This window comes from Rhizobium metallidurans (assembly GCF_014196505.1).
Classification (GTDB): Bacteria; Pseudomonadota; Alphaproteobacteria; order Rhizobiales; family Rhizobiaceae; genus Rhizobium; species Rhizobium metallidurans.
Map to the genome: position 1 here is coordinate 1 of NZ_JACIDW010000009.1, position 19,272 is coordinate 19,272.

General features: G+C 63.8%; 18 protein-coding genes. 7 read left to right on the forward strand and 11 right to left on the reverse strand.

Translation table 11 applies throughout. The annotated features are described in order from the left end of the window. Positions 1-265 precede the first annotated feature (265 nt). Positions 266-1,276: an iron ABC transporter substrate-binding protein gene (locus GGQ67_RS14420; protein ID WP_183900841.1), complete on the reverse strand. Its 1,011-nt coding sequence runs from the start codon at positions 1,274-1,276 to the stop codon at positions 266-268. A 298-nt stretch (positions 1,277-1,574) separates the two neighbouring features. On the opposite strand from GGQ67_RS14420, the gene GGQ67_RS14425 reads away from it, so the two are divergent. Both GGQ67_RS14425 and GGQ67_RS14430 read left to right on the forward strand, forming a co-directional pair. After that, complete coding sequence (locus GGQ67_RS14425; RefSeq protein ID WP_183900842.1) at positions 1,575-1,976, forward strand: hypothetical protein; 402 nt, start codon at positions 1,575-1,577, stop codon at positions 1,974-1,976. A gap of 63 nt (positions 1,977-2,039) precedes the next feature. Continuing rightward, positions 2,040-2,516: a hypothetical protein gene (locus GGQ67_RS14430; RefSeq protein WP_183900843.1), complete on the forward strand. Its 477-nt coding sequence runs from the start codon at positions 2,040-2,042 to the stop codon at positions 2,514-2,516. Positions 2,517-2,533: 17 nt separating this feature from the next. Here the strand turns inward: GGQ67_RS14430 and GGQ67_RS14435 are convergent, their stop codons facing one another. Both GGQ67_RS14435 and GGQ67_RS14440 read right to left on the reverse strand, forming a co-directional pair. Continuing rightward, on the reverse strand, positions 2,534-3,208 hold the full coding sequence (locus tag GGQ67_RS14435) for a response regulator (RefSeq protein ID WP_183900844.1): 675 nt from the start codon (positions 3,206-3,208) through the stop codon (positions 2,534-2,536). Beyond that, positions 3,205-4,590 carry a sensor histidine kinase gene (locus GGQ67_RS14440; RefSeq protein WP_183900845.1) on the reverse strand — a complete coding sequence of 462 codons (1,386 nt, stop codon included), beginning with the start codon at positions 4,588-4,590 and terminating at the stop codon, positions 3,205-3,207. The genes GGQ67_RS14435 and GGQ67_RS14440 overlap by 4 nt, the downstream gene beginning before the upstream one ends. Before the next feature lie 221 nt (positions 4,591-4,811). On the opposite strand from GGQ67_RS14440, the gene GGQ67_RS14445 reads away from it, so the two are divergent. Together GGQ67_RS14445 and GGQ67_RS14450 are read left to right on the forward strand one after the other, a co-directional pair. Further along, a complete protein-coding gene (locus GGQ67_RS14445) occupies positions 4,812-5,126 on the forward strand; it encodes a hypothetical protein (protein WP_183900846.1) in 315 nt (104 codons plus the stop codon). Between the two features lie 119 nt (positions 5,127-5,245). Further along, positions 5,246-7,000: a peptidoglycan D,D-transpeptidase FtsI family protein gene (locus GGQ67_RS14450; protein WP_183900847.1), complete on the forward strand. Its 1,755-nt coding sequence runs from the start codon at positions 5,246-5,248 to the stop codon at positions 6,998-7,000. 36 nt (positions 7,001-7,036) lie between these two features. Here GGQ67_RS14450 and GGQ67_RS14455 read toward each other — a convergent pair whose 3' ends face one another. After that, positions 7,037-8,095 carry a Gfo/Idh/MocA family protein gene (locus GGQ67_RS14455; protein WP_183900848.1) on the reverse strand — a complete coding sequence of 353 codons (1,059 nt, stop codon included), beginning with the start codon at positions 8,093-8,095 and terminating at the stop codon, positions 7,037-7,039. A gap of 17 nt (positions 8,096-8,112) precedes the next feature. Continuing rightward, positions 8,113-9,597 carry a GMC oxidoreductase gene (locus GGQ67_RS14460; protein WP_183900849.1) on the reverse strand — a complete coding sequence of 495 codons (1,485 nt, stop codon included), beginning with the start codon at positions 9,595-9,597 and terminating at the stop codon, positions 8,113-8,115. Between the two features lie 136 nt (positions 9,598-9,733). Between GGQ67_RS14460 and GGQ67_RS14465 the strand changes: the two genes are divergently transcribed. Further along, positions 9,734-10,615 (forward strand): sugar phosphate isomerase/epimerase family protein, encoded by an 882-nt coding sequence (locus GGQ67_RS14465; protein ID WP_183900850.1) that lies wholly within the window; start codon positions 9,734-9,736, stop codon positions 10,613-10,615. A 44-nt stretch (positions 10,616-10,659) separates the two neighbouring features. Here GGQ67_RS14465 and GGQ67_RS14470 read toward each other — a convergent pair whose 3' ends face one another. Then, a complete protein-coding gene (locus GGQ67_RS14470; protein WP_246400186.1) occupies positions 10,660-11,517 on the reverse strand; it encodes a sugar phosphate isomerase/epimerase family protein in 858 nt (285 codons plus the stop codon). A 235-nt stretch (positions 11,518-11,752) separates the two neighbouring features. Between GGQ67_RS14470 and GGQ67_RS14475 the strand changes: the two genes are divergently transcribed. Further along, positions 11,753-12,673: a DMT family transporter gene (locus tag GGQ67_RS14475; RefSeq protein ID WP_183900851.1), complete on the forward strand. Its 921-nt coding sequence runs from the start codon at positions 11,753-11,755 to the stop codon at positions 12,671-12,673. On the opposite strand, the gene GGQ67_RS14480 is transcribed toward GGQ67_RS14475, so the two are convergent. The 5 genes from GGQ67_RS14480 to GGQ67_RS14500 all read right to left on the reverse strand — a co-directional run bounded on the left by GGQ67_RS14480 (position 12,674) and on the right by GGQ67_RS14500 (position 18,312). Further along, positions 12,674-13,456 carry a TSUP family transporter gene (locus tag GGQ67_RS14480; protein ID WP_183900852.1) on the reverse strand — a complete coding sequence of 261 codons (783 nt, stop codon included), beginning with the start codon at positions 13,454-13,456 and terminating at the stop codon, positions 12,674-12,676. Between the two features lie 4 nt (positions 13,457-13,460). Next, positions 13,461-14,336: an MBL fold metallo-hydrolase gene (locus GGQ67_RS14485; RefSeq protein WP_183900853.1), complete on the reverse strand. Its 876-nt coding sequence runs from the start codon at positions 14,334-14,336 to the stop codon at positions 13,461-13,463. After that, positions 14,326-15,822 (reverse strand): aminotransferase class V-fold PLP-dependent enzyme, encoded by a 1,497-nt coding sequence (locus GGQ67_RS14490; protein WP_183900854.1) that lies wholly within the window; start codon positions 15,820-15,822, stop codon positions 14,326-14,328. Before GGQ67_RS14490 ends, GGQ67_RS14485 begins: the two co-directional genes overlap by 11 nt. A gap of 302 nt (positions 15,823-16,124) precedes the next feature. Beyond that, on the reverse strand, positions 16,125-16,343 hold the full coding sequence (locus GGQ67_RS14495) for a hypothetical protein (RefSeq protein WP_183900855.1): 219 nt from the start codon (positions 16,341-16,343) through the stop codon (positions 16,125-16,127). A gap of 25 nt (positions 16,344-16,368) precedes the next feature. After that, complete coding sequence (locus GGQ67_RS14500; RefSeq protein ID WP_183900856.1) at positions 16,369-18,312, reverse strand: hypothetical protein; 1,944 nt, start codon at positions 18,310-18,312, stop codon at positions 16,369-16,371. 229 nt (positions 18,313-18,541) lie between these two features. Here GGQ67_RS14500 and GGQ67_RS14505 point away from each other — a divergent pair, with 229 nt between their 5' ends. Next, positions 18,542-19,255, forward strand: coding sequence for a TfuA-like protein (locus tag GGQ67_RS14505; protein ID WP_183900857.1), 714 nt, complete (start codon positions 18,542-18,544; stop codon positions 19,253-19,255). Positions 19,256-19,272 lie beyond the last annotated feature (17 nt).

The following is a 19,272-nucleotide window of genomic DNA, read 5'->3' on the forward strand; positions in this document are numbered from 1 at the left end:
CGGAGGGAGATCATTTTCCGCGGACCCGGACCGTGAGGTTTTGCGTCCTACCCTCACGCTCCGCGCCGATCCCGCCTCGCCGGCACGCCTGCCGGGGTATCCGATGACGGGACGCCTCTATTGTAGGGCGAGGTTTTTCGAGCGGGGAAAATTGAAACAGGAAATTCGCGCAAACTATTGATTTGATGAATTCGCGTCGTCCCCAGACACAAGAAAGCCGCGCATCTTTCGACGCGCGGCTCCAACATCCTGGGGGCTGATAAGCTTAGAGCAGACCGGCGGCGGTCATCAGTTCGACGACCTTCTTGTTGTCGAGCTTGGAGGCTTCGACCTTCGGGGCCTGGAGATCGGCGATCGGAACCAGCTTGGCGTTGGAATCACCGGCAACCGAATACTCGAACGAGGTGCCGTTCTTCAGGATATCCTGGCCAGCCTTGGAGGTGATCCACTTGAGGAACGCCTGGGCTTCCTTCGACTTCTTGCTGGACTTCAGCACACCACCGCCGGAGACACTGACGAAGGCGCCCGGATCCTGGTTCTTGAAGTAGTACAGGGCGACGTTCTTGCTGTTCTCTGCGGTCTTGGCCTGATCACCGAACCAGTAGTAGTGGTAGATGACAGCGCCTTCGACTTCGCCGGCATTGACGGCCTTCATGGCAACGCTGTTGCCCTTATAGGGCGTTGCGTTTTCCTTCATGGACTTCAGCCATGCCGCGGTCGCTTCCTCGCCCTTCAGCTGCAGCATCGCGCCAACGATCGCCTGGAAATCGGCGCCACCGGGAGATGCACCCCAACGACCCTTCCAGGCCGGATCGGCGAGATCGAGGATCGACTTCGGCAGCTTGTCTTCGCTGAGCTTGTTCTTGTCGTAGGCGAACACGGTCGAGCGCGCGCCGATGCCCGTCCAGGTGCCGTCGGCCGGGCGGAACTGTTCCGGAACCTGGGCCAGCGTTTCCTTGTCGACCTGCGCGAAGAGGCCGGCGGAGCCGACCAGCGCCATGGCCGGAGAATTTTCGGTCAGGAATACGTCGGCGGGCGATGCGTCGCCTTCCTGGATGATCTGGTTGGCGAGTTGCATGTCGCCGCCGTTGCGGACGGTGACCTTGATGCCGGTATCCTTGGTGAAAGCTTCCGTCCACTCCTTGCCGAGGCCCTCGTGCTGGGCGTTGTACAGGACGATGCCTTCGGCATCCTGCGCGAACGCACCGTTTACGAAGGCTGTTGCGGCGAGAAGCGCGGCGGCGGAAGCCAGCTTCAGGCTGATGGATGTCTTCATGTCAAACTCCCGATTGGAGCGAAACCAAGCACGAATCGGCTCAGATTTTCGGTCGCTATGAATTGGTTAGCATTGCGTCTGAATGGTTCGGCCAGCCTCGCCGGCTAAAACTATTCCAACACACTCCACTTATCTTGAGCCGTTGGTCCTGACCATGGGGACTAAAGTCCCTATCGGCGGTCGTAGAGGGCCGGGGCCGCTATGAATGATGGTCAGATGCGCGAGAATTGACGGACCCGACCGGCAATATCTCACACGATCACAACCGTTCCGGCCGGAAAAACCAAGGAGCATACGCATGAAGAAGATCGCTGTTCACACTTGCGTTACCGTCGGATCGCTGCTTCTGGCGTTCGGTTCGGCCGGCGCCGGACCACTTTCCACCGCCATCGGCCTCACGGCGGCCAGGCCTCCGCTTGTCACGCTCGTGCGCCAGGGCGCCGACGACCGCGTCAATGGCAAGATCAAGCGCCACGGCCAGGGTCTCGACGACGGTCCGAACGACGTTCGCCACAGCTCGTCCTCGTCGTCGTCCTCCTCTTCGCGCGGGCGCGGCTCGGATGATTCCGCCAGCCGCGGGCGCAATGGCGGAGATGACCGCGGCGGCGACAATCGTGGCGGGCGTGGCGGCGGCGACGACCGCGGTGGCGACAATCGTGGTGGCCGTGGCGGCGGCGACGACAACGGCGGACGCCACTAACCACCAGATCAGCCATGGCCCGGCCCGTTCGCGGACCGGGCCAACCCGTCAAGGAGATCGATCGTGAACAAGAAAATCGCCTGCGTCTTCATTCTCTGCACGATGTTCGCCGTTTCAGCGCCGGTCTCGGCATGGGCGGAGAAGGGAGGCGGCGATGGCGGCTCAAGCGGGAGCTCGGGCGGAAGCGGCTCGGGGTCCGGCTCAGGCTCGTCCGGTTCCGATCATTCCGGCTCCTCCGGCTCGGGTCATTCCGGCTCGCGCGGTTCTTCCGACACTTCAGGTTCGGGCACGTCGGGTTCGGGGACGTCAGGATCATCCGGTTCGCGGTCGTCGGACGACAGTGGCGGCAGCCGGTCCGGTGGCGATCGGCATGGGCGCGGAGACGAGCGCGCGGGTTCCATATCACGGAGCGAAGATCGCGCCTTTGATGGCGGCTGGCGCGAGCGCATCCGGAACGGCCGCTATGAGCTGTTCGACCCGGAGGGGCGCCTCGTCATCCGGCGCACCGCCAAGAGCAGCGACATCGAGCGGTTTCGCTGACGCGACACGAACGGGGTTCAGGAGCGCGACCGCGCGTCACGCAGGAAGATCGCGGCTTCGGTGCGGTTGCGCGCCTTCAGTTTCTGCAGGATGCGCGTCATGTTGTGCTTGATCGTCTTTTCCTGAAGGTTGAGCTGGCGGGCAACTTCCTTGTTGCTGTTTCCGTCGGCGACAAGACCGAGAATCTGTTCCTCGCGCGGCGTCAGCAAGGCCAGCGCGTCGTCGTGCGGATTGCGCGGGGCGGCGGGCTGGGGCAGGGCGGTCTCGCCCTTCATCTCGGTCAGGATGCGCGCGGCGAGGCTCGGCGACACATAACTCTCGCCGGCCACCACATTTTGGACCGCCGATACCAGCGTCGAGGCGTTGACCCCCTTCAGGATATAACCCTTCGCCCCTTCCTTCAGCGCGTCGAAAAGATCGCTGTCCTCCTCCGAGGCCGTCAGCACGATCACCGTTGCGGCCGGGTCGGTCTCGACGATCGACCGCAACGCCTGATGCCCGCCGCCCGGCATGGAGAGATCGAGGAGCAGCGCATCGGGCCGGTGCTCGTTGAACAGTGCAACCGCGTCGGCGGCGCTGGCGCCTTCGCCGACCACTTCGAAGCCCGGTTCGTCGGAAAGGCTGCGCGCCAGGCCGTTGCGGAAGATCGGGTGGTCGTCGACGATCGCGACCCTCAGCATATTCGACGTCATTCCGATGGTCTCCTCGGCAATATCATCCTCAAGGCGGTTCCGGCGCTGGCATCCGACGTGATGTCGAGGCGACCGCCGAGCCCGGCCAAACGTTCCTCGATACCGGCAAGACCGAGCCCGTCCTCGTTGCCGGCCCGTACGAAACCGGTTCCGTTATCCTCGACCGCGATCACGATCTGCTGGTCGTCCTGAAACGCCGTCACCGAGATTCTCGATGCGCCGGCATGCCGGGTGGCGTTGCTCAGCGCTTCCTGTATGAAGCGGTAGATACAGATCTTCGCGGCCTGCGCGGCGACGTCGAGCGAGCCGACGTCCGATATGATCCTGCTGCGCGAATGTGTCTCGTGTGCCTGAATGGCGCGGCGCACGACGTCGTCGCCCGAAAGCCTCTCGAGTTCCGGCAGCGTCAGGCCGCGGCAGATGTTGCGGATTTCCTGGATGGCCTCGGTGATCGAGCTGCTGACCAGCGATTCGTCGTCGCCCTTGGCGGTTCCCTTCGCGATCGCTTCCAGCCTCAGCGCGGCAAAGCCGAGCAGCTGCGCGGGGCCGTCGTGCAGTTCGGCCGAGATGCGGCGCAGGTAGCGTTCGTTGAGCGTCGCCGTGCGCTGGTTCGCCTTGTCGGCGCGCTGGCGCAGAGCCCGGTTGAGGTCGAGCATCCGCGACAGCTCCAAAACCTGCGCATCGAGCGACCGGCGTTGGGCGTCGATCAGGTGGCTGCCCCTGGCAACGATGACGAAGAGCAGCGCCAGCATTCCCGCCGTCACCGTGCCGACGACGAGCCAGCTTTGCAGCCTGGTGACCGCAAGTTCGGCGCGCAGGTCGCTGGCGACCTCGTAGAACTCCGCGACGCCGATGATGTCGCCCGACCAGGGCTCGCGGATCGGGCTGTAGATTTCCAGAAGCGGCTGGTCGCTCTGCTGCTCCAGCTTGTTTTCCTCGCCCTCGAGATCGTCGAACTCGGCATGGACGGTGCCGGCGAGCGCCGTCGCAAGGCCTTCGGTCATCGAGAAATGCTTGCCGACGAGGCTCGATTCACTGCTGAAGAGCACGGTGGCGTCGGGACGCCAGATCTTGAACGAGTAGAGGCGGCCGCGCAGCACGCCCTGTTGCAGCGTTTCGGTCAAGGCCCGCTTGGCGCCCTCGCCAAGCGACGTGCCCGAGGCGAGCTCCTGCGTGAGCGGCGCGATGATGCTGTCGACATAGAGCGCGGTGGCGCTGCCGGTGTTGCGCACCGTCGCGCTTTCGATGCGGCTGGTCACCCACAATCCGATCAGCGCCATGCCGAGCACGAGCACCAGCCCGCCCGCAATGCCGAACTGCCACGCCAGGCTTAGCCTTTGGCGCAGCATCCTGCGAGGTGGGGTGACCGAAACGACATTCATCGCGAAAGCATATCTACATTTTCCCGCGAGAAGAAGAAGGACCAATGGCGGCCCCGCAGGGACGAAAGGCGGCGCAGCGGGAGGCATTCATTCGGAATTTCCATGGGCGGGATCGACGTCTTGAGAATTGGTTAATGTTCTGGCGGTAGGGTGGTTAGAGTTAACGAAGCCTTACTCGGTAGAAGATGATTCGGCGCATTCTCATTGTTCTGATGATCATGTTGACGACGATCGACAGTGCTCAGATATGCCTTCCGAGCGCTTCCTTCGCCGCGCCCGCTCAAACCGAGATCCTCATGGAGCCCGATGTCCTGTCCCACGCGGCCGACCGCGACATCGGACATGCGCATGACGGCGATCACTGGACCCGGCGGACGCCGGGCGAAGCTTGGCCCAGCGCCTGGAAACTTGTCGACGTGAGCTATTATCCCGACCTGCCGATCTACCTCGAAGGCCGGATGCGCGCGCCCATCTATCGACCGCCAATCGCCGGCGGTCCGCTTTCTCATCCCGATCCACTAGCCAGAGCAGCCTGACGATCACCTGATGATATCAGGGCTGCTCGAGAGAGAGCCCAGATGTTTTCAGTAGCCGACGCACATAAGAGCCTGCCTGCCTCGCCGCGATATGCCCAGACGATGGGAGCGCGCTGACGATGAGCCTCGTATCGAAAATCGTTCTCGCGAAGCGCCGCGGCCATCTCAACGTCTCGGCGCTGCGGGTGAAGAACAGGAAAAAGGTCGATCTCTACAAGCAGGGCAAGACGCGCGTCGTGCTTGTGGCGGTAGGGCTTGTCATCGCCTTCGCGGCCAGCGCGGCGCGGCTCGTGGAATACGGGGTTCGCGACCCCGCGGCCGCATCCGACATTCTGCCTTCGGACAAGCTCATGGCATCGCGGCCAGACATTCTCGATCGGAACGGACAGTTGCTCGCGACCGACATCCGGACGGTCTCGATGTTCGCCGAACCCAACAGGATCGTCGACGTGGACGACGCCGTGGAAAAGCTCGCCACGATCTTCCCTGACATCGATCGAAAAGGAACCTACGCGAAGCTCTCCGCGAAGTCGTCCAGGTTCGCGTGGATTCGCCGGCAGATCACGCCTCGTCAGCAAAGCCAAATTCTCGAGCTCGGGATTCCGGGTGTCGGATTCCGTCCCGAGAAGAAGCGCTTCTATCCGGGCGGGAACACGGCCGCGCACGTGCTCGGTTATGTCGATATCGACAATCGTGGCGTCGCGGGAATGGAGCGGTACCTCGACGAGCAAGGGTTGCTCGACCTTCGCGCCGCCGGACTGACGAGCGACATGCCTCTGGAGCCGGTAACGCTGTCCATCGATCTGCGCGTCCAGAACATCGTGCGTGAGGTCGCCGCGGAGGCCTTGGTCAAATACCAGGCGCAGGCGGCCGGAGCTGTCGTCCTCGACGTCGAAACCGGCGAGGTTCTGGCGATGGCATCGTTGCCCGACTTCGATCCCAACCAGCCGTCCCGCACGCTGCCCGACGGCAAGGTCGACAAGGAATACGAAAAGGGCTGGTTCAACCGCATCAGCAACGCGACATTCGAGATGGGCTCGACCTTCAAGAGTTTCACGCTTGCAATGGGCCTGGACGAAGGCAAGGTCACTTTGAACTCGGTCATCGACGCCTCCCGGCCAATCCGCATGGGTGGCTTCACCATCAAGGACTTCAAGGGCAAGAACCGCCCGCTGACCATCCCCGAGATCTTCCAGTATTCGTCCAATATCGGCACGGCGGGGGTCGCCGACCTGGTCGGCATCGAGCGGCACCAGGAGTTCCTGACAAGGCTGGGGCTGCTCTCCAAGATGGAGACCGAGATGCCCGGCGTGGCGACGCCGACGCAGCCGAAGGTGTGGAAGAAGATCAACTCGGTCACGATCTCCTATGGCCACGGGGCCGCGACGACGCCGCTCCAGACAGCCGTCGCCGCCGCCTCCCTCATCAATGGCGGCAGGCTTGTCCCGCCGACATTTCTTCCGCGCAGCGCCGCGCAGGCAAACGATATCGCCAAGATCGTCATCCGCGAGAAGACGAGCGAGGACATGCGCTATCTCTACGCGTGGAACGGCATCAAGGGATCGGGCCGCAGCGCCCAGGTGGAAGGCTTCAACATCGGCGGCAAGACGGGAACGGCCGACAAGGTCATCAACGGCCGATATGCCACCGACCAGAACTTCAATGCGTTCGTCGCGGCATTCCCCATGGACCGGCCCAAATACATCGTGCTGACCATCATCGACGCGCCGCAAACCGGCGAGAACGGCGGTCGCACGGCGGCGTCGACCGCCGCCCCGATGATCAAGTCCATCATCGGGCGTGCGGCACCGCTGCTGGGGGTCGCGCCGCGCTTCGGAGACCCGGGCGCGGAGTATCTGCTGGCGAATTACTGATCAGCACGGGGGAAGGCCCGCGCCGAAGGCCAGGCGTCAGAGCTTGACGGCCTGGCCGGTGCGCACGCTTTCATCGGCCGCGAGGCAGATCTTCAGCGATGTGACGGCGTCGTCCATATGGCGGGCGAGGTCGAGATCTTCCGTTATGGCGCGATAGACGAAATCCTGCTCGCGGTCGCACAGCATCTGGTGGTCGGGCTCGTCGTGCATGTCGAGCCAGTCGTCGGATCGGCTAAAGCCGCCCGCCGCATCGGTTCCCGCGTGGTGCACGCGAAGGCGCGACGTCTTGGTGTGCGCGTCGAGGCTGGCGGAACTCGCGCCTTCGTCCATGACGATCGAGACCGAGCCGTTGGGCGAGATCACGTCTTTGACGAAGAAGGCCGTTTCCGACATCATTGGACCCCAGCCCGCCTCGTACCAGCCGACACTGCCATCCTCGAACAGCACCTGGAAGTGACCGTAATTGTACATGCCCTTGGGCAGGCCCTGCGCCAGCCCGACGCCCATGCCGCGCACCTCGACCGGCTTGGAATCGGTGATCTGGCACATGACGTCGACATAATGCACGCCGCAATCGACGATCGGCGAGGTCGTCTGCATGATGGAACGGTGAATGTCCCATGCGGCTCCGCTCGATTGCTGATTGAGGTTCATGCGGAACACGTAGGGGCCGCCGAGGCCGCGCGATTCGGCGATCATGCGCATCCACGAGGGATGATGACGCAGGATGTAGCCGATGACGAGCTTGCGGCCATTGGCCTTGGCCGCCGCTACGACCCGCTCCGCATCCGCGACATTGGCCGCCAGCGGCTTTTCGACGAAAACGTGCGCGCCGCTTTCCAGCGCCGCGACAGCCATGTCGGCATGGGTGTTGGTATGCGTGGCGACGGAGACGACATCGGGCGAGAATTCGGCGAGCGCTGAGGCATAGTCGTTACGCACCGGATAGCCGGAGAGCTCTGCCGGCAGCGTCGGTGTCGAGCGGTTGACGAGGCCGACGATGTCGAAGCCGGGATGCGCGTGGTAAGCAAGCGTGTGGCTCTTGCCCATCTGGCCGAGCCCGACCACGAGGACCTTGAGTTTTGGATTTGTCATGAGATTCGCCTCGTTTTTCAGGCCGCGGTCCGGCGCGCCCCGGCAATCGCGCGGGCGCCGATGCTGGCAAGGGCGACCGAGAACAGGGTGGGATTGGTCGCGGTTGCGGTCGGGATGACGCCGTTGCCGGCGACATAGAGATTATCGAAGCCCCAGACCTTCGACGTCTTGTCGCAGACGCTGGTGCCATCGTCGGCCTCGCCCATGCGGATCGTGCCCTGGAAGTGGAGAGAAGAGCCCACCGGCTGCACGAAGGTGGCGAAGCCCGCTGCTGGCCGGCCGATGATGTTGGAAATCGCCAGCGCGTGGTCCTTGGCCTCTTCGAGCCGCGCCTTGTCGCCTTCCGACTGGCGCCACTTGATCGAGATGGCGGGCAGGCCGAGCCAGTCGGTGCGCGTATCGTCGAAGGTGACGCGGTTGTCGGGGCTGATGTCGGAAGAGACGAAGAAGCCCATGCCGATCGGCTGCCCGACGATATCGCCCGAACGCGGCATGCTGTGCAGGCTGGCAGGCGCGATGGTCACCGAATAGGGGAAGTCCCTGGTGGCGGGAATCCAGCTCATCGCCTTCATCGGCACATCGGTGTCCATCTCGGAAATCTGCGAGACGATGTAGTGATCGTTGAGGTTGCGGCCGAGGGCCTCGGGGCGGATGCCGGATGCATGGAGCAGCTGCGGCGAATGGAGCGCATCGCAGGCGACGACAACGGTGCCGGCGTTGACCACGAAGGTGTCGCTAGAGCCCGTGCTGGCGAGCTCGACGCCGGTGACGGTCCGGCCGTCGTGAATAACACGGCGGCAGGCTGTCTCCTTCATGATGGAGAAGCGTTCGGCCGGTTCATCGACGAGATCGCCGAGGACGACATCGGTCCCGTGATAATGCAGGCCGTCGGGGCCGGGCGTGGCCGCGAGCGGCATGGGCTGGACGAAGCGGTCGGGCGTTCGGCCCGCATTGAAGACGGCGCCGAGACGTTCGCGAAGGGCGATGGCGGCGGGGTCGCCGGCGTTGGGGTCGGTGTTGACGCCGAGAAGTTTGGCCGAGGTGGTCAGCGCCGCCTGCATCTCGCTGGCGGAGATAAACGGGACGAGTTCGATCTCCGAGGGCACCGGCGTGCCGGTCGACCACTTGGTGCCCATGCCGCCGACATTGGCGGCCGAGAAGCCAGCGAACAGGTTCTCATCCTGCGGGTCGCCGTCATTGGCGATGAACAGGCCCGAGCGGCGCAGCAGCGAGCCGTCGAAACCACCGGCGCGGCGCGCCTCCCATTCCTCCTTGTTGATCGGCATGCGCGGGGTGCGGTCGCCGCCCTGGGCGAGAACCTCGAGCGAGCCGCGCTCGTCGAGATCGGCGACGTTGTCGAGGTGCCCGCCTGTCTTGGGCAGGATCTGCGGCCCGGCCTCCACCATCAGAATGCGCGCCTCGGGCCACTCGGTGCGAATGACCCTGGCATAGGCGGATCCGGTCGGTCCGGTTCCCACGATGACGACGTCTGCGGACTTCATTCCCATTCCCCTGCATGCTCCATGCACTTCATCTCTTTGATAGCAAACAAGGATGTATCCGGGTGATTGTCAATCTCGATATTGACAGTCCCAACCGCGTTTCCGATGGTGGCGGCACTGATCGCGAGGAGTGCCCATGAAGTTCGGTTTGAGTTCCTACAGCTTCCGCCCGCTGATGTTGGACGGTTCGATGCGGATCGAAGATCTTTTCACCTGGATCAGGGACAATGGCGGCGAACATCTCGAATTGGCGTCGCTGTCGATCGCCCCGCCCGGCGAGGATTTGAACTACGAGCTGATCAAGGACGAGGACAGCGTCGAGCGCCTGCGCAAGGCATCGAACGAAACCGGTATTCCGCTCTCCGGCATCTGCATCGGCGCGAACTTCATCGGCGACGACCGGCGGGCGCAGATCGACCGGGCAAAGCGCTACGTCGAGCTCTGCGACCGCCTCGACGTTCGCTTCCTGCGCCATGATGTCGTGCCGTGGTCGCTGCGGGCGACGAATGCGGCTGAGTTCGAAACGGCCTTCCCCGTCATCGTCGATGCATGCCGGGAGGTGGCGGACCATGCGGAGCGTCTTGGCGTGACCGCCAGCATCGAGGATCACGGTTTCTTCATGAACTCCAGCGAGCGCGTCAAGCGCCTGCTGCAGGCCGTCGACAGCCCGAACTTCAAGATGACACTCGACGTCGGCAATTTTCTCTGCGTCGACGAAAACCCGCTGACCGGCACGCGCGCATCGATCGCGCATGCGAGCTTCGTGCATATCAAGGATTTCTATGTGCGCGCCGAAAGCCCGGGACCGGGCTGGCTGGAGACGCTTAACGGGCAGTTCATCCGTGGTTCCGTCTTCGGCTTCGGCGACCTGCCGGTGAAGTCGCTTCTGAAGAGCGTCTTGGATTCCGGCTATGACGGCTTCGTGTCGCTGGAATATGAAGGCAACGAACCGACCCTTTTCGGCTGCCAGACCGGCCTTGCCAACGCCCGCAGACTGCTGGCCGAACTCAGGGGCTGAGACTGCGGGCGGCAGTCGGCGGGCTTGAGCGACCGCCGGTGTCCTTAGAGAACCGCGATGCGGTCGACACGTTCCTTGATCGCCGCCAGCCGGTGGCGGTCGCCGCCGGGAACCTCGACGGAAGCCCAGCCGGAATAGCCGATCTCGGCGAGCGCGCGGTTGACCGCCGGCCAATCGCAGTCGCCATCGCCGATCTCGACCTCGAAGCCCTTCCAGGGGCCCTCGGTGTTCATCTTGTCGAGGCTGTACTCCTTGACGTCGATCTTGAGGATGCGGTGGCCCAGCGCTTCGATCCAGTCGACGGGCCGTCCGTAGCGCAGGACATTGCCGACATCGAAATACCAGCCGACCTTCGGATGGTTGCAGGCATCGACGAAACCGGCTGCCTCCAGCGGGCTCAGCAGGAAGTCGTTCCATACGTTTTCGAGCGCGATCGAGACACCCGTCTCTTCCGCGTGAGGGGTGATCTTGGCGATCTCCTCCAGCGCACGGGTATAGGCCGTCTTGTAGCTGGTCGGGCTGTTGCGCACGACGCCGGGAACCAGAAGCACCGTGTCGGCGCCGTAGAGTTTGGCATCATCAAGCGCCGTGATCATCGAGGCCACGCAGGCCTGACGGACCGCCGGATCGCCGTCGGTGAGCGGGCTCTTCCAGTGCATCGAGTTGACGAGACCCGGAATGGCGACGCCGGTCCTGTCGCGCGCATCCAGCACTTCGCGAGACGGCAGGTCATTGGGGGAATCGAGCTCGACGCCATCGAAGCCGAGATCCCGAACCAGCTGAAATTTTTCGAGGATGGATAGACTGTCCTCTTCGATCATCGACCATTTCAGGCTGATCTTCGCCATAGGGCGGGAGGGCCGCGACGCGGCTGGGGCAGGCGAGTTGGCAGGATCGGTCATGCTCATTTCTCGGCTTAGAAAATGGATGCGTAGAGCGGACTATGTCATTGAAGTCGCGAGCTATCAATGCCCGTTGCCAGCATGTCCGAACTTCGTCTGGACGGTGCATGTCCGGGCGCGTCGCAGGGCGAAATAAACATGGACATGTGCCCGATTTGGCGGGTTTCATGGCTTGAGCGATGGCATTGGCTGGACTAGTCCAAGGCAAAAGCGATGAGACGCGGTGCCGGAGACCATGGACTTTAAAAGTAGCAGCCCCAAGCTGCAGGGTTACATATTCACCCTGGCAGCGGTTTTCATCTTCGCGGTCCAGGACAGCTTTTCGAAATACCTTGGCGAACGCTACTCGCCGATCCTGATCACGATGATCCGCTTCTGGGCGTTCGCGGCCTTCGTGATGCTGCTCGCAGTCCGCAAGCCCGGCGGGATACGCGGCGCCTTCGTAACCAAGCATCCGCTGATGCAGATGATGCGCGGCGTGCTGCTGGTGGCGGAGATCGCGCTCTTCGTTTATGGCCTGGCGCATACCGGGCTTGCGATCACCCAGGCGATCTTCCAGTCGACGCCGCTGATCGTGACCATCCTGTCGATCCCGTTTCTTGGAGAACATGTCGGCTGGCGGCGGTGGCTTGCCGTTGTCGCCGGGCTGTTCGGGGTTTTGCTGATCATCAATCCGACCGGTGGCGCCTTCAGCCTCTATCTTCTCGTTCCACTCGCCTGCGCGACCATGTTCGCGCTCTACAGCGTGGCGACGCGAGCAGTCAGCAGGAACGATTCGACCTTCACGAGCCTCGCCTATACCGCCGTCGGCGGCGCGGTCGCGATCTCGCTGCTCGGTCCTTTCTACTGGACGCCGATCGCCGTCTCGGACTGGCCGATGGTCGCGGCACTCTGCGTTTGCGGCACGGTCAGCCACTATTGCCTGATCCGCGCCTACGATTCATTGCAGGCCTCCGAGGTGCAGCCGCTCGCCTATCTCCAGCTTGTGGTGGGCGCGGTGATCGCGGTGATGTTCTTTGGAGAGACGCTGAGCTGGAACATGCTGCTCGGCTCCGCGATCGTCGTCGGCGCCGGCCTCTTCACCATGTGGCGGGAACATCGCGCGCAGTCGAAGAACAATCCGGCGTCCGGCTCGGGGATCGCCGAACGCCCCTAGCTAAAACGCGGCGTAGCTGCGCCAGAGCACGTAGAGGCTTACGGCGAAGATGACGCCGCGGAAAATCGTCGCCAGCGTGTTGCGCCGGTCGGCGAGCCGCGTCGCCGCGATCGTTCCGACGATGCCGCCGCCGATGCCTCCCGCGATGAAATAGCCCGCCGTCAGCCAGTCGACCAGGCCCGACGTCGCATAGTTGGCGGCGGTGGTCAGGCCGAATGTGCCGACGGCCATCAGCGAGGTGCCGACGGCGTTGATGAGGGGCATTCCGGTGGCCAGCAGCAGCGCCGGCACGATCAGGAACCCGCCGCCGATGCCGAAGAAGCCGGAAAACAGGCCCGTCAGCAAGGCGATCGCGGTCGTCTTGCCGTGCGTCGCCATGGTCAGCGACCGGGCCGTGACGTCGGAAGCGGTGCGGGTCTTTCGCATGGCGAAGCTGACGAACATCATCAGCAGGCCGAACATGAAGAGCAGCCTCTGGCCGTCGACGAGCTTGCCGAGGCTCGATCCCAGATAGGCGCCAAGCGCGCCGGCGACCGCGAAGATCAGCGCGCAGCGCCACCAGACGTGGCCCTTGGCCGCGTGTCCGGCGAGATTGAGGTAGGCATTGGCGGAGACCGCGAGCGCGCCGGTTCCGATCGCCGTGTGCGGGTCGCGCATGCCGACGGCATACATCAGGAGGGGCGTCGCGAGGATCGATCCGCCGCCACCGATCAGGCCCAGCGTGCATCCGACCAGGGAGCCGGAACCGAGCGCGAAAAGGACATTCTGGAGCGATCCATCCACGGCGTCACCTTCCCCAGACCGATCCGGGCAGGGCGTCGAGCGGGATCTTCAGGTAGCGCCGGCCATCGGCCTCGGGCTCCGGCAAGGCGCCGCCGCGGATATTGACCTGCAGCGCATGCAGGATGAGCTTCGGCATCGGCAGGGTCCTGTCGCGGGTCTCCCTGATTTCGATGAATTCGGCGCGGGAGCGACCGGCGACATGCGGGTTCTTCCGCTTCTGTTCGGCGACCGAGCTTTCCCAGAGAGCCTCGCGTCCACCGGGCATGTAGTCATGGCCGGTGAAGAGCCGGGTCTGGTCGGGGAGCCTGAGAATCCGCTCGATCGACGTCCAGAGGCTGTCGGCACTGCCGCCGGGGAAATCCGCCCGCGCCGAACCGCTATCGGGCATGAAGAGCGTGTCGTGGATGAAGGCCGCGTCGCCGACGATATAACTGATCGATGCCAGCGTGTGGCCGGGCGAGTGCATCACACGGGCTTCGAGATCGCCGATCTTGAACGTGTCGCCATCCGAAAACAGCCGGTCCCATTGCGATCCGTCGCAGGCGAGGTCGGGCCAGTTGTAGATCTGTTTCCAGATCCGCTGGACCTGCACGATATGTTCGCCGATCGCCGTAGGCGCACCGGTGCGGGCCTTGAGGTAGGAGGCGGCCGAGAAATGGTCGGCATGCGGATGCGTGTCGAGGATCCATTCGAGCGTCAGATCATGGCGGGCGACATGATCGAGCAGGCGATCGGCATTCGTCGTCGCCGTCGAACCCGACTTTTCGTCGAAATCGAGCACGGGGTCGATGATGGCGCATTTGCCGGTCTTCGGGCAGGAAACCACATACTGGATGCTGCCGGTGCGTGCGTCGTGGAAGCCCTTGACCTCAGGCCGCATGGGCTTTGCCTTCCGAAGTCGCCATGCGCGGGAAGAAGATCGCGCGGCTTGGATCGAAGTCGTAATCCGCCTCGAACGCGGTCGCGTCGGCGGCGATCTGCGCGACGGAATCGAGAATGAACCGGACCTTGTCGTCATCAAGCAGGACGCTGAAATTCAGTCTCACGAAGCCGGGCTTCATGATCTCGTCGCCGGACAGGATGGCCTGCCGGATCGCCTCGGACTGCTGTTCGTCGATCGACAGCAGACGGTGGACATAAGGCCCGGCGCAGGCGCAACCGCCGCGCGCCTGGATGCCGAAGCGGTCGCTCAGCATCCGCGTGATCAGTTGCTGGTGGACATAGCCGCCCTTGCCGTTCTTCACGCGGAACGAGAAGATCGGCAGCCGGTCCGGGCCGGGCAGGCCGAGGATTTCCAGCCGTTCGTGATCTTGCCAGGCGTTGAAGGCCCGCTCGGCGAGCGCATGATTGCGCTCGGCCATCGCCTGCGCGCCAATCGCGTCCTTGACGATGAAGGCGAGCGCCGCCCTGATATCACCGACGACATTCGGCGTGCCTGCTTCCTCGCGGGCTTCGAGGCTGTCGCTGTAGTCGTGCGTCGTGGGCGACACGAATTTGACCGTGCCGCCGCCCGGCCAGGATGGCTTGGTCGCCGAGACCGCGTCGCGCCGCACGATCAGGATGCCGGATGCGCCGGGGCCGCCGATGAACTTGTGCGGCGAAACGACGATGGCGTCGATCTCAGCATCCTGCGCCGGCGACATGGCGATCGGCACGTAGGGGCCGGCGCCGGCGTAGTCCCAGATCATCCTGGCGCCGGCGGCCTTGACGATCCGGGTGATCGCCGCGACGTCGGTGGTGATGCCGGTGATGTTGGAGGCGGCGGAGAGCGTGCAGATCGTCAGATCGGCCTTGCTGTCGCGCAGCGCGGCTTGAAGAATGGCGATATCCGGGCCGCCGGACGCCTGCTCGGCGATCTCGACGATCTCGGCGCCGCTTTCGCGCCAGGGCAGGATATTGGAGTGATGCTCGTAGGGGCCGATAATGACGCGAACGCGCTTGCCGGCGGCGATTGCTTCGGTCACGCCAAACAGCGAGACCAGCCTGTTGATGCCCGATGTCGCGCCAGAGCCGGTGAAGATGACCGCATGGTCGCCGCTCGCGCCGCAGAGCGCGCCGATCAGTCCGCGCGCTTCCCGGCGCATGCGCGTCATGAAGCCTCCGCAATAGGAGGCCTCCGTGTGGCTGTTGGCGTAATAGGGGAGAACCTCCTCGAGAACGAAACGTTCGACCTGGTGCAGGGCCCGGCCCGACGCGACATAGTCGGCGTAGACGAGGCTCTTTTCACCATAGGGACCGGAAATCTTCGCGCTTGCGCCGACCAGCCCATCGCGAAGAGCGGCGATGACGTCGGCGGCTCCGAGATTGTCGCGGAACGTCGACAATACTGTCGCTTTGTGCGCTGGGGCGAGGCGAGGGGTTTCCACGGTCGTTCTCCTTGCTGGTGACGACCTGGATTGTAATCTGGATCGGGCCGAACAAACTCACCTGATTTTAGGCGGAATCGGCCGAAGTCGGATCATGTGATCGAATATCGTGCGTTGTGCGATGACTTTGATATGGTGCGGCAGGAGGGCGCGATTTGATCGCGCGAAAACGGCGGGCGAGTCACGACGGTGGATTGCCAGCGATGTGGCGAATCCCAGTGCTGACGACAAGGCGCACGCCAGCGGTGACGCCTTGAACATGGCAAGGCGCCCCCCTGACGGATTTGAGTGTCCGGCCTGGACTAGCCTTCGTAGTGTCCGGATGCGGCGTCCTTGGCCGACTTCACGACGACGGCAAAATCCACATCCTTTGTGATCGAGGTGCCGGTCTTCCTGAGATCGGCGACCTCCTTGAGCTTGCTGCCTGCTGGTGGATCGAGCGGGATCACGGTTCCCGCGTCGAGATCGGCGACCCAAAGACCGTCTTCGCCGGTGATGCTGATGACAACGACTGCGCTCATGTTCTCTTCCCTCTAAGATGAACGGTTAAAAGCCTGCCTTCTTGAGGCCCTCGCGATAGAGGTCCTTATGCCACTGCTCCTTGCTGGGGACTGCCGCCAGCCAGGTATCGACGTCGAAGTTCGGGTTTGCCTCGCGCACACGGCGCACGAGGATGCGCGCCTTGTCGGCGTGCCCCATCATTGCCCAGCTGGCGGCCGCGAGGCGATCCGCTAGGCTGGGGTCCGTCATCTGGCCGATATAATCGATCGATGACGCGAATTCGCCGAGCGCGTAATTGGCGCCGGCGGCCGTCCAGAGATACATGTCGGGTGTCAGCGGGTTGAGCTCGATCGCCCGCTCGATCTTCTGCAATGCCATGCCGGGGCGTGAGCAATGCACCAGCGTGTCGGCATGATCGGCGATGACGTCGGCGTAATGCGGCGCCAGCGCTTCCGCCACTTCCATCGCCTCGGCGCTCTCGTCGAAATCGCCCTGCAGCAGCTTGGCGACCCCGAACTCGCGGTAGCCGTCGGCGAAGTCCGAACGCTTCTCGATCGCCTGTCTGGCGAGGTTCTCCGCCTGCTTCAAGAGCTCGATATCGCCGCGCGCGGTCAAGAGCCACTCCTTGGAATAGGTGCGTCCCATGGCGCTCAGGGCCGGCGCGAAATCGGGGCTGGCGCTAAGTGCGGCCTTCATCTCCTTGCGCGCGCGCCGGAGGTTGGGCAGCGTCATCCTGGCCATGTCGCGCTTGCCCGCGAGGTAGCGGTGATAGGCCACCGGATTGAGCTCGATATCGGCGCGCTGCTCCTCGTGGCGGGCGATCTCTCGCGAGACGGACAAGGCGATCTGCCGAGAGATCGCGCGCTTGTCACGCAGCAGATCGAGGCGGCGCAGGCCGAAGCGTTCGGCCCAGAGAACCTGGGCGTCGTCGACGAAGATCAGCTGGGCGAACAGCGACACGTCGTCGCCGCTGCCGCTGATGCGCGTCTCCAGCACATAATTGACGGCCTGCCGCTCGAAGAAGGCGGCCTGCGTTTCCACGTTGTGACCGACCTGAACCGCGGAGTAGGGGGCGATCACCCGCAGGCTGTTGAAGGCACAGAAGCCGATGGTGATGTCCTCGATCAGCGACGAGGCGATGAGGCCCGCATCCGGGCTGGCCGACTGGTTGCTCGGCGGCAGCAACACGAGACGCGGGATCGCATGGGCGATGCTGCTGGTCTCGACCGGCAGGCCGGCGCCCGCGCCATTGCGGGAGGGCGCTCTTGCTTGCGCCGGAAGCTTGGCGTCGCCGCTGCTCTTTCCGCCCGACGAGACCTTGACGCCGCGCTCGATCGAGCCACGTCGCTTGGCGAAATAATTCTGAAGAGATTCAACATCTTGCTCGGCATTGAAGATCTTCAGCAATAACTGCAGCGTCTCCGGGTCCTGCGGCTCCGAGCGGAAGAGGATGACCGCCGCCTTGCGCAGCACTTCCGCGTCGTCGCGCGTCCGTGCATCGCCATGCGCCTCTCGTAGCGTCCGTTCGAGAAGCTCGACATGTCGGTTTCCCTCGTCGACGACCCAGCTCTTGAACTCCCGGCTCTGGCACTTGACCGGGCCGAGGAACGGCTGATCCAGCAGCTTGACCAGCCGCCGCAGCCGCGCGAAGGCCGTGCCGGCTGCCCCGTCTTCTCTAACGAGCTGGATGTCCGACGTCAGCTGCGCGCGATCGATCGCGATGGTGCTGCCCTCGAAGGATATGAAGCTGGAGCCGAGATCGCTCTGATAGGCTTTCAGCCGGGACAGCAGCTTTCGCAAGGTGGTATCGGACGCGCCGTTATCCGTTTCGCCCCAAAGGAAGCGGGCGATCGTGGTGCGGTATGCCGCCCCGTCGTCAAGGGTCAGCAGGTAGGCGAGCAGCAGCAAACCCTTCTCGGGCAAGGCGATGACGCCGCCATCCTCGCCGGCCAACCGCAGCTTTCCAAAGGTCTCTAGAACGAACGTCATTTCACCCCTGATCAGCCCGGTTTTGCTGGGCGCCGGCTCGTCCCGCCAGGCACTTTGTCACGATGCGCGCCGACATTCAACAGCTGCATTCGCACTTGCGAGACGCAAAGGTTGTATTATCCTCGCGGCTGTATGAGCGCGTTCGCACTTGTCACAACGCCCGCGTTTGCGCGCCGATGCGGGAGACAACGTATGGTCTTTCGAAAACACGAAAAGCAGCGGGATCAGGATGCGGGTGATATTTGCGGGGCCGACGCTTTTCGGTGCTGACGTGCGGCCCGGCACGGATTACGAGCTGCGTCCGCCCGCGAGGCAGGGCGATGTGCACAGGGCCATCATGCAAGGCGCCAATGTGATCGGGCTGATCGACGGGATCTACGAACATGTGCCTGCCATATGGCACAAGGAGATCCTCTTCGGCTTGTCTCATGGCGTGCACATCTATGGCGCGGCGAGTATGGGCGCCTTGCGGGCGGCGGAATGCGCGACATTCGGAATGGTCGGGATCGGAGAGATCTATGAAGCCTATGCCTCCGGCGCCCTCGAGGACGATTCGGATGTCGCGCAGGCGCACGCGCCGGCCGAGATGGGCTTTCGTCCGCTAAGCGAGCCGCTCGTCAATGTCCGCGCGACGCTGGCTCTCTGCCTGGATCGTTCGCTGATCACCAGCCAGGAGCATGATCTGTTGCAGGCGACGGCACGGGACATGTTCTTCAAGAAGCGTACCTACCGATCTGTCGTCCGAACGGCGCTTGGCGAGAGCCTGCGCGCGGAGGCGGTCCTGGCGCAGCTACGAGAACACGCCGTCAACGCCAAGCTGCGCGACGCCGAGCGGTTGATCGCGGCGGTCGAACGGACGCCGGACAGCCGGTTCGCGCCGGCATTCGACTGGACGTTCCAGGCGACCGATTTCTGGAATGCGGAGTTTCCCGGCAGCGGCTGAGCAAGCCGGCACCTGCC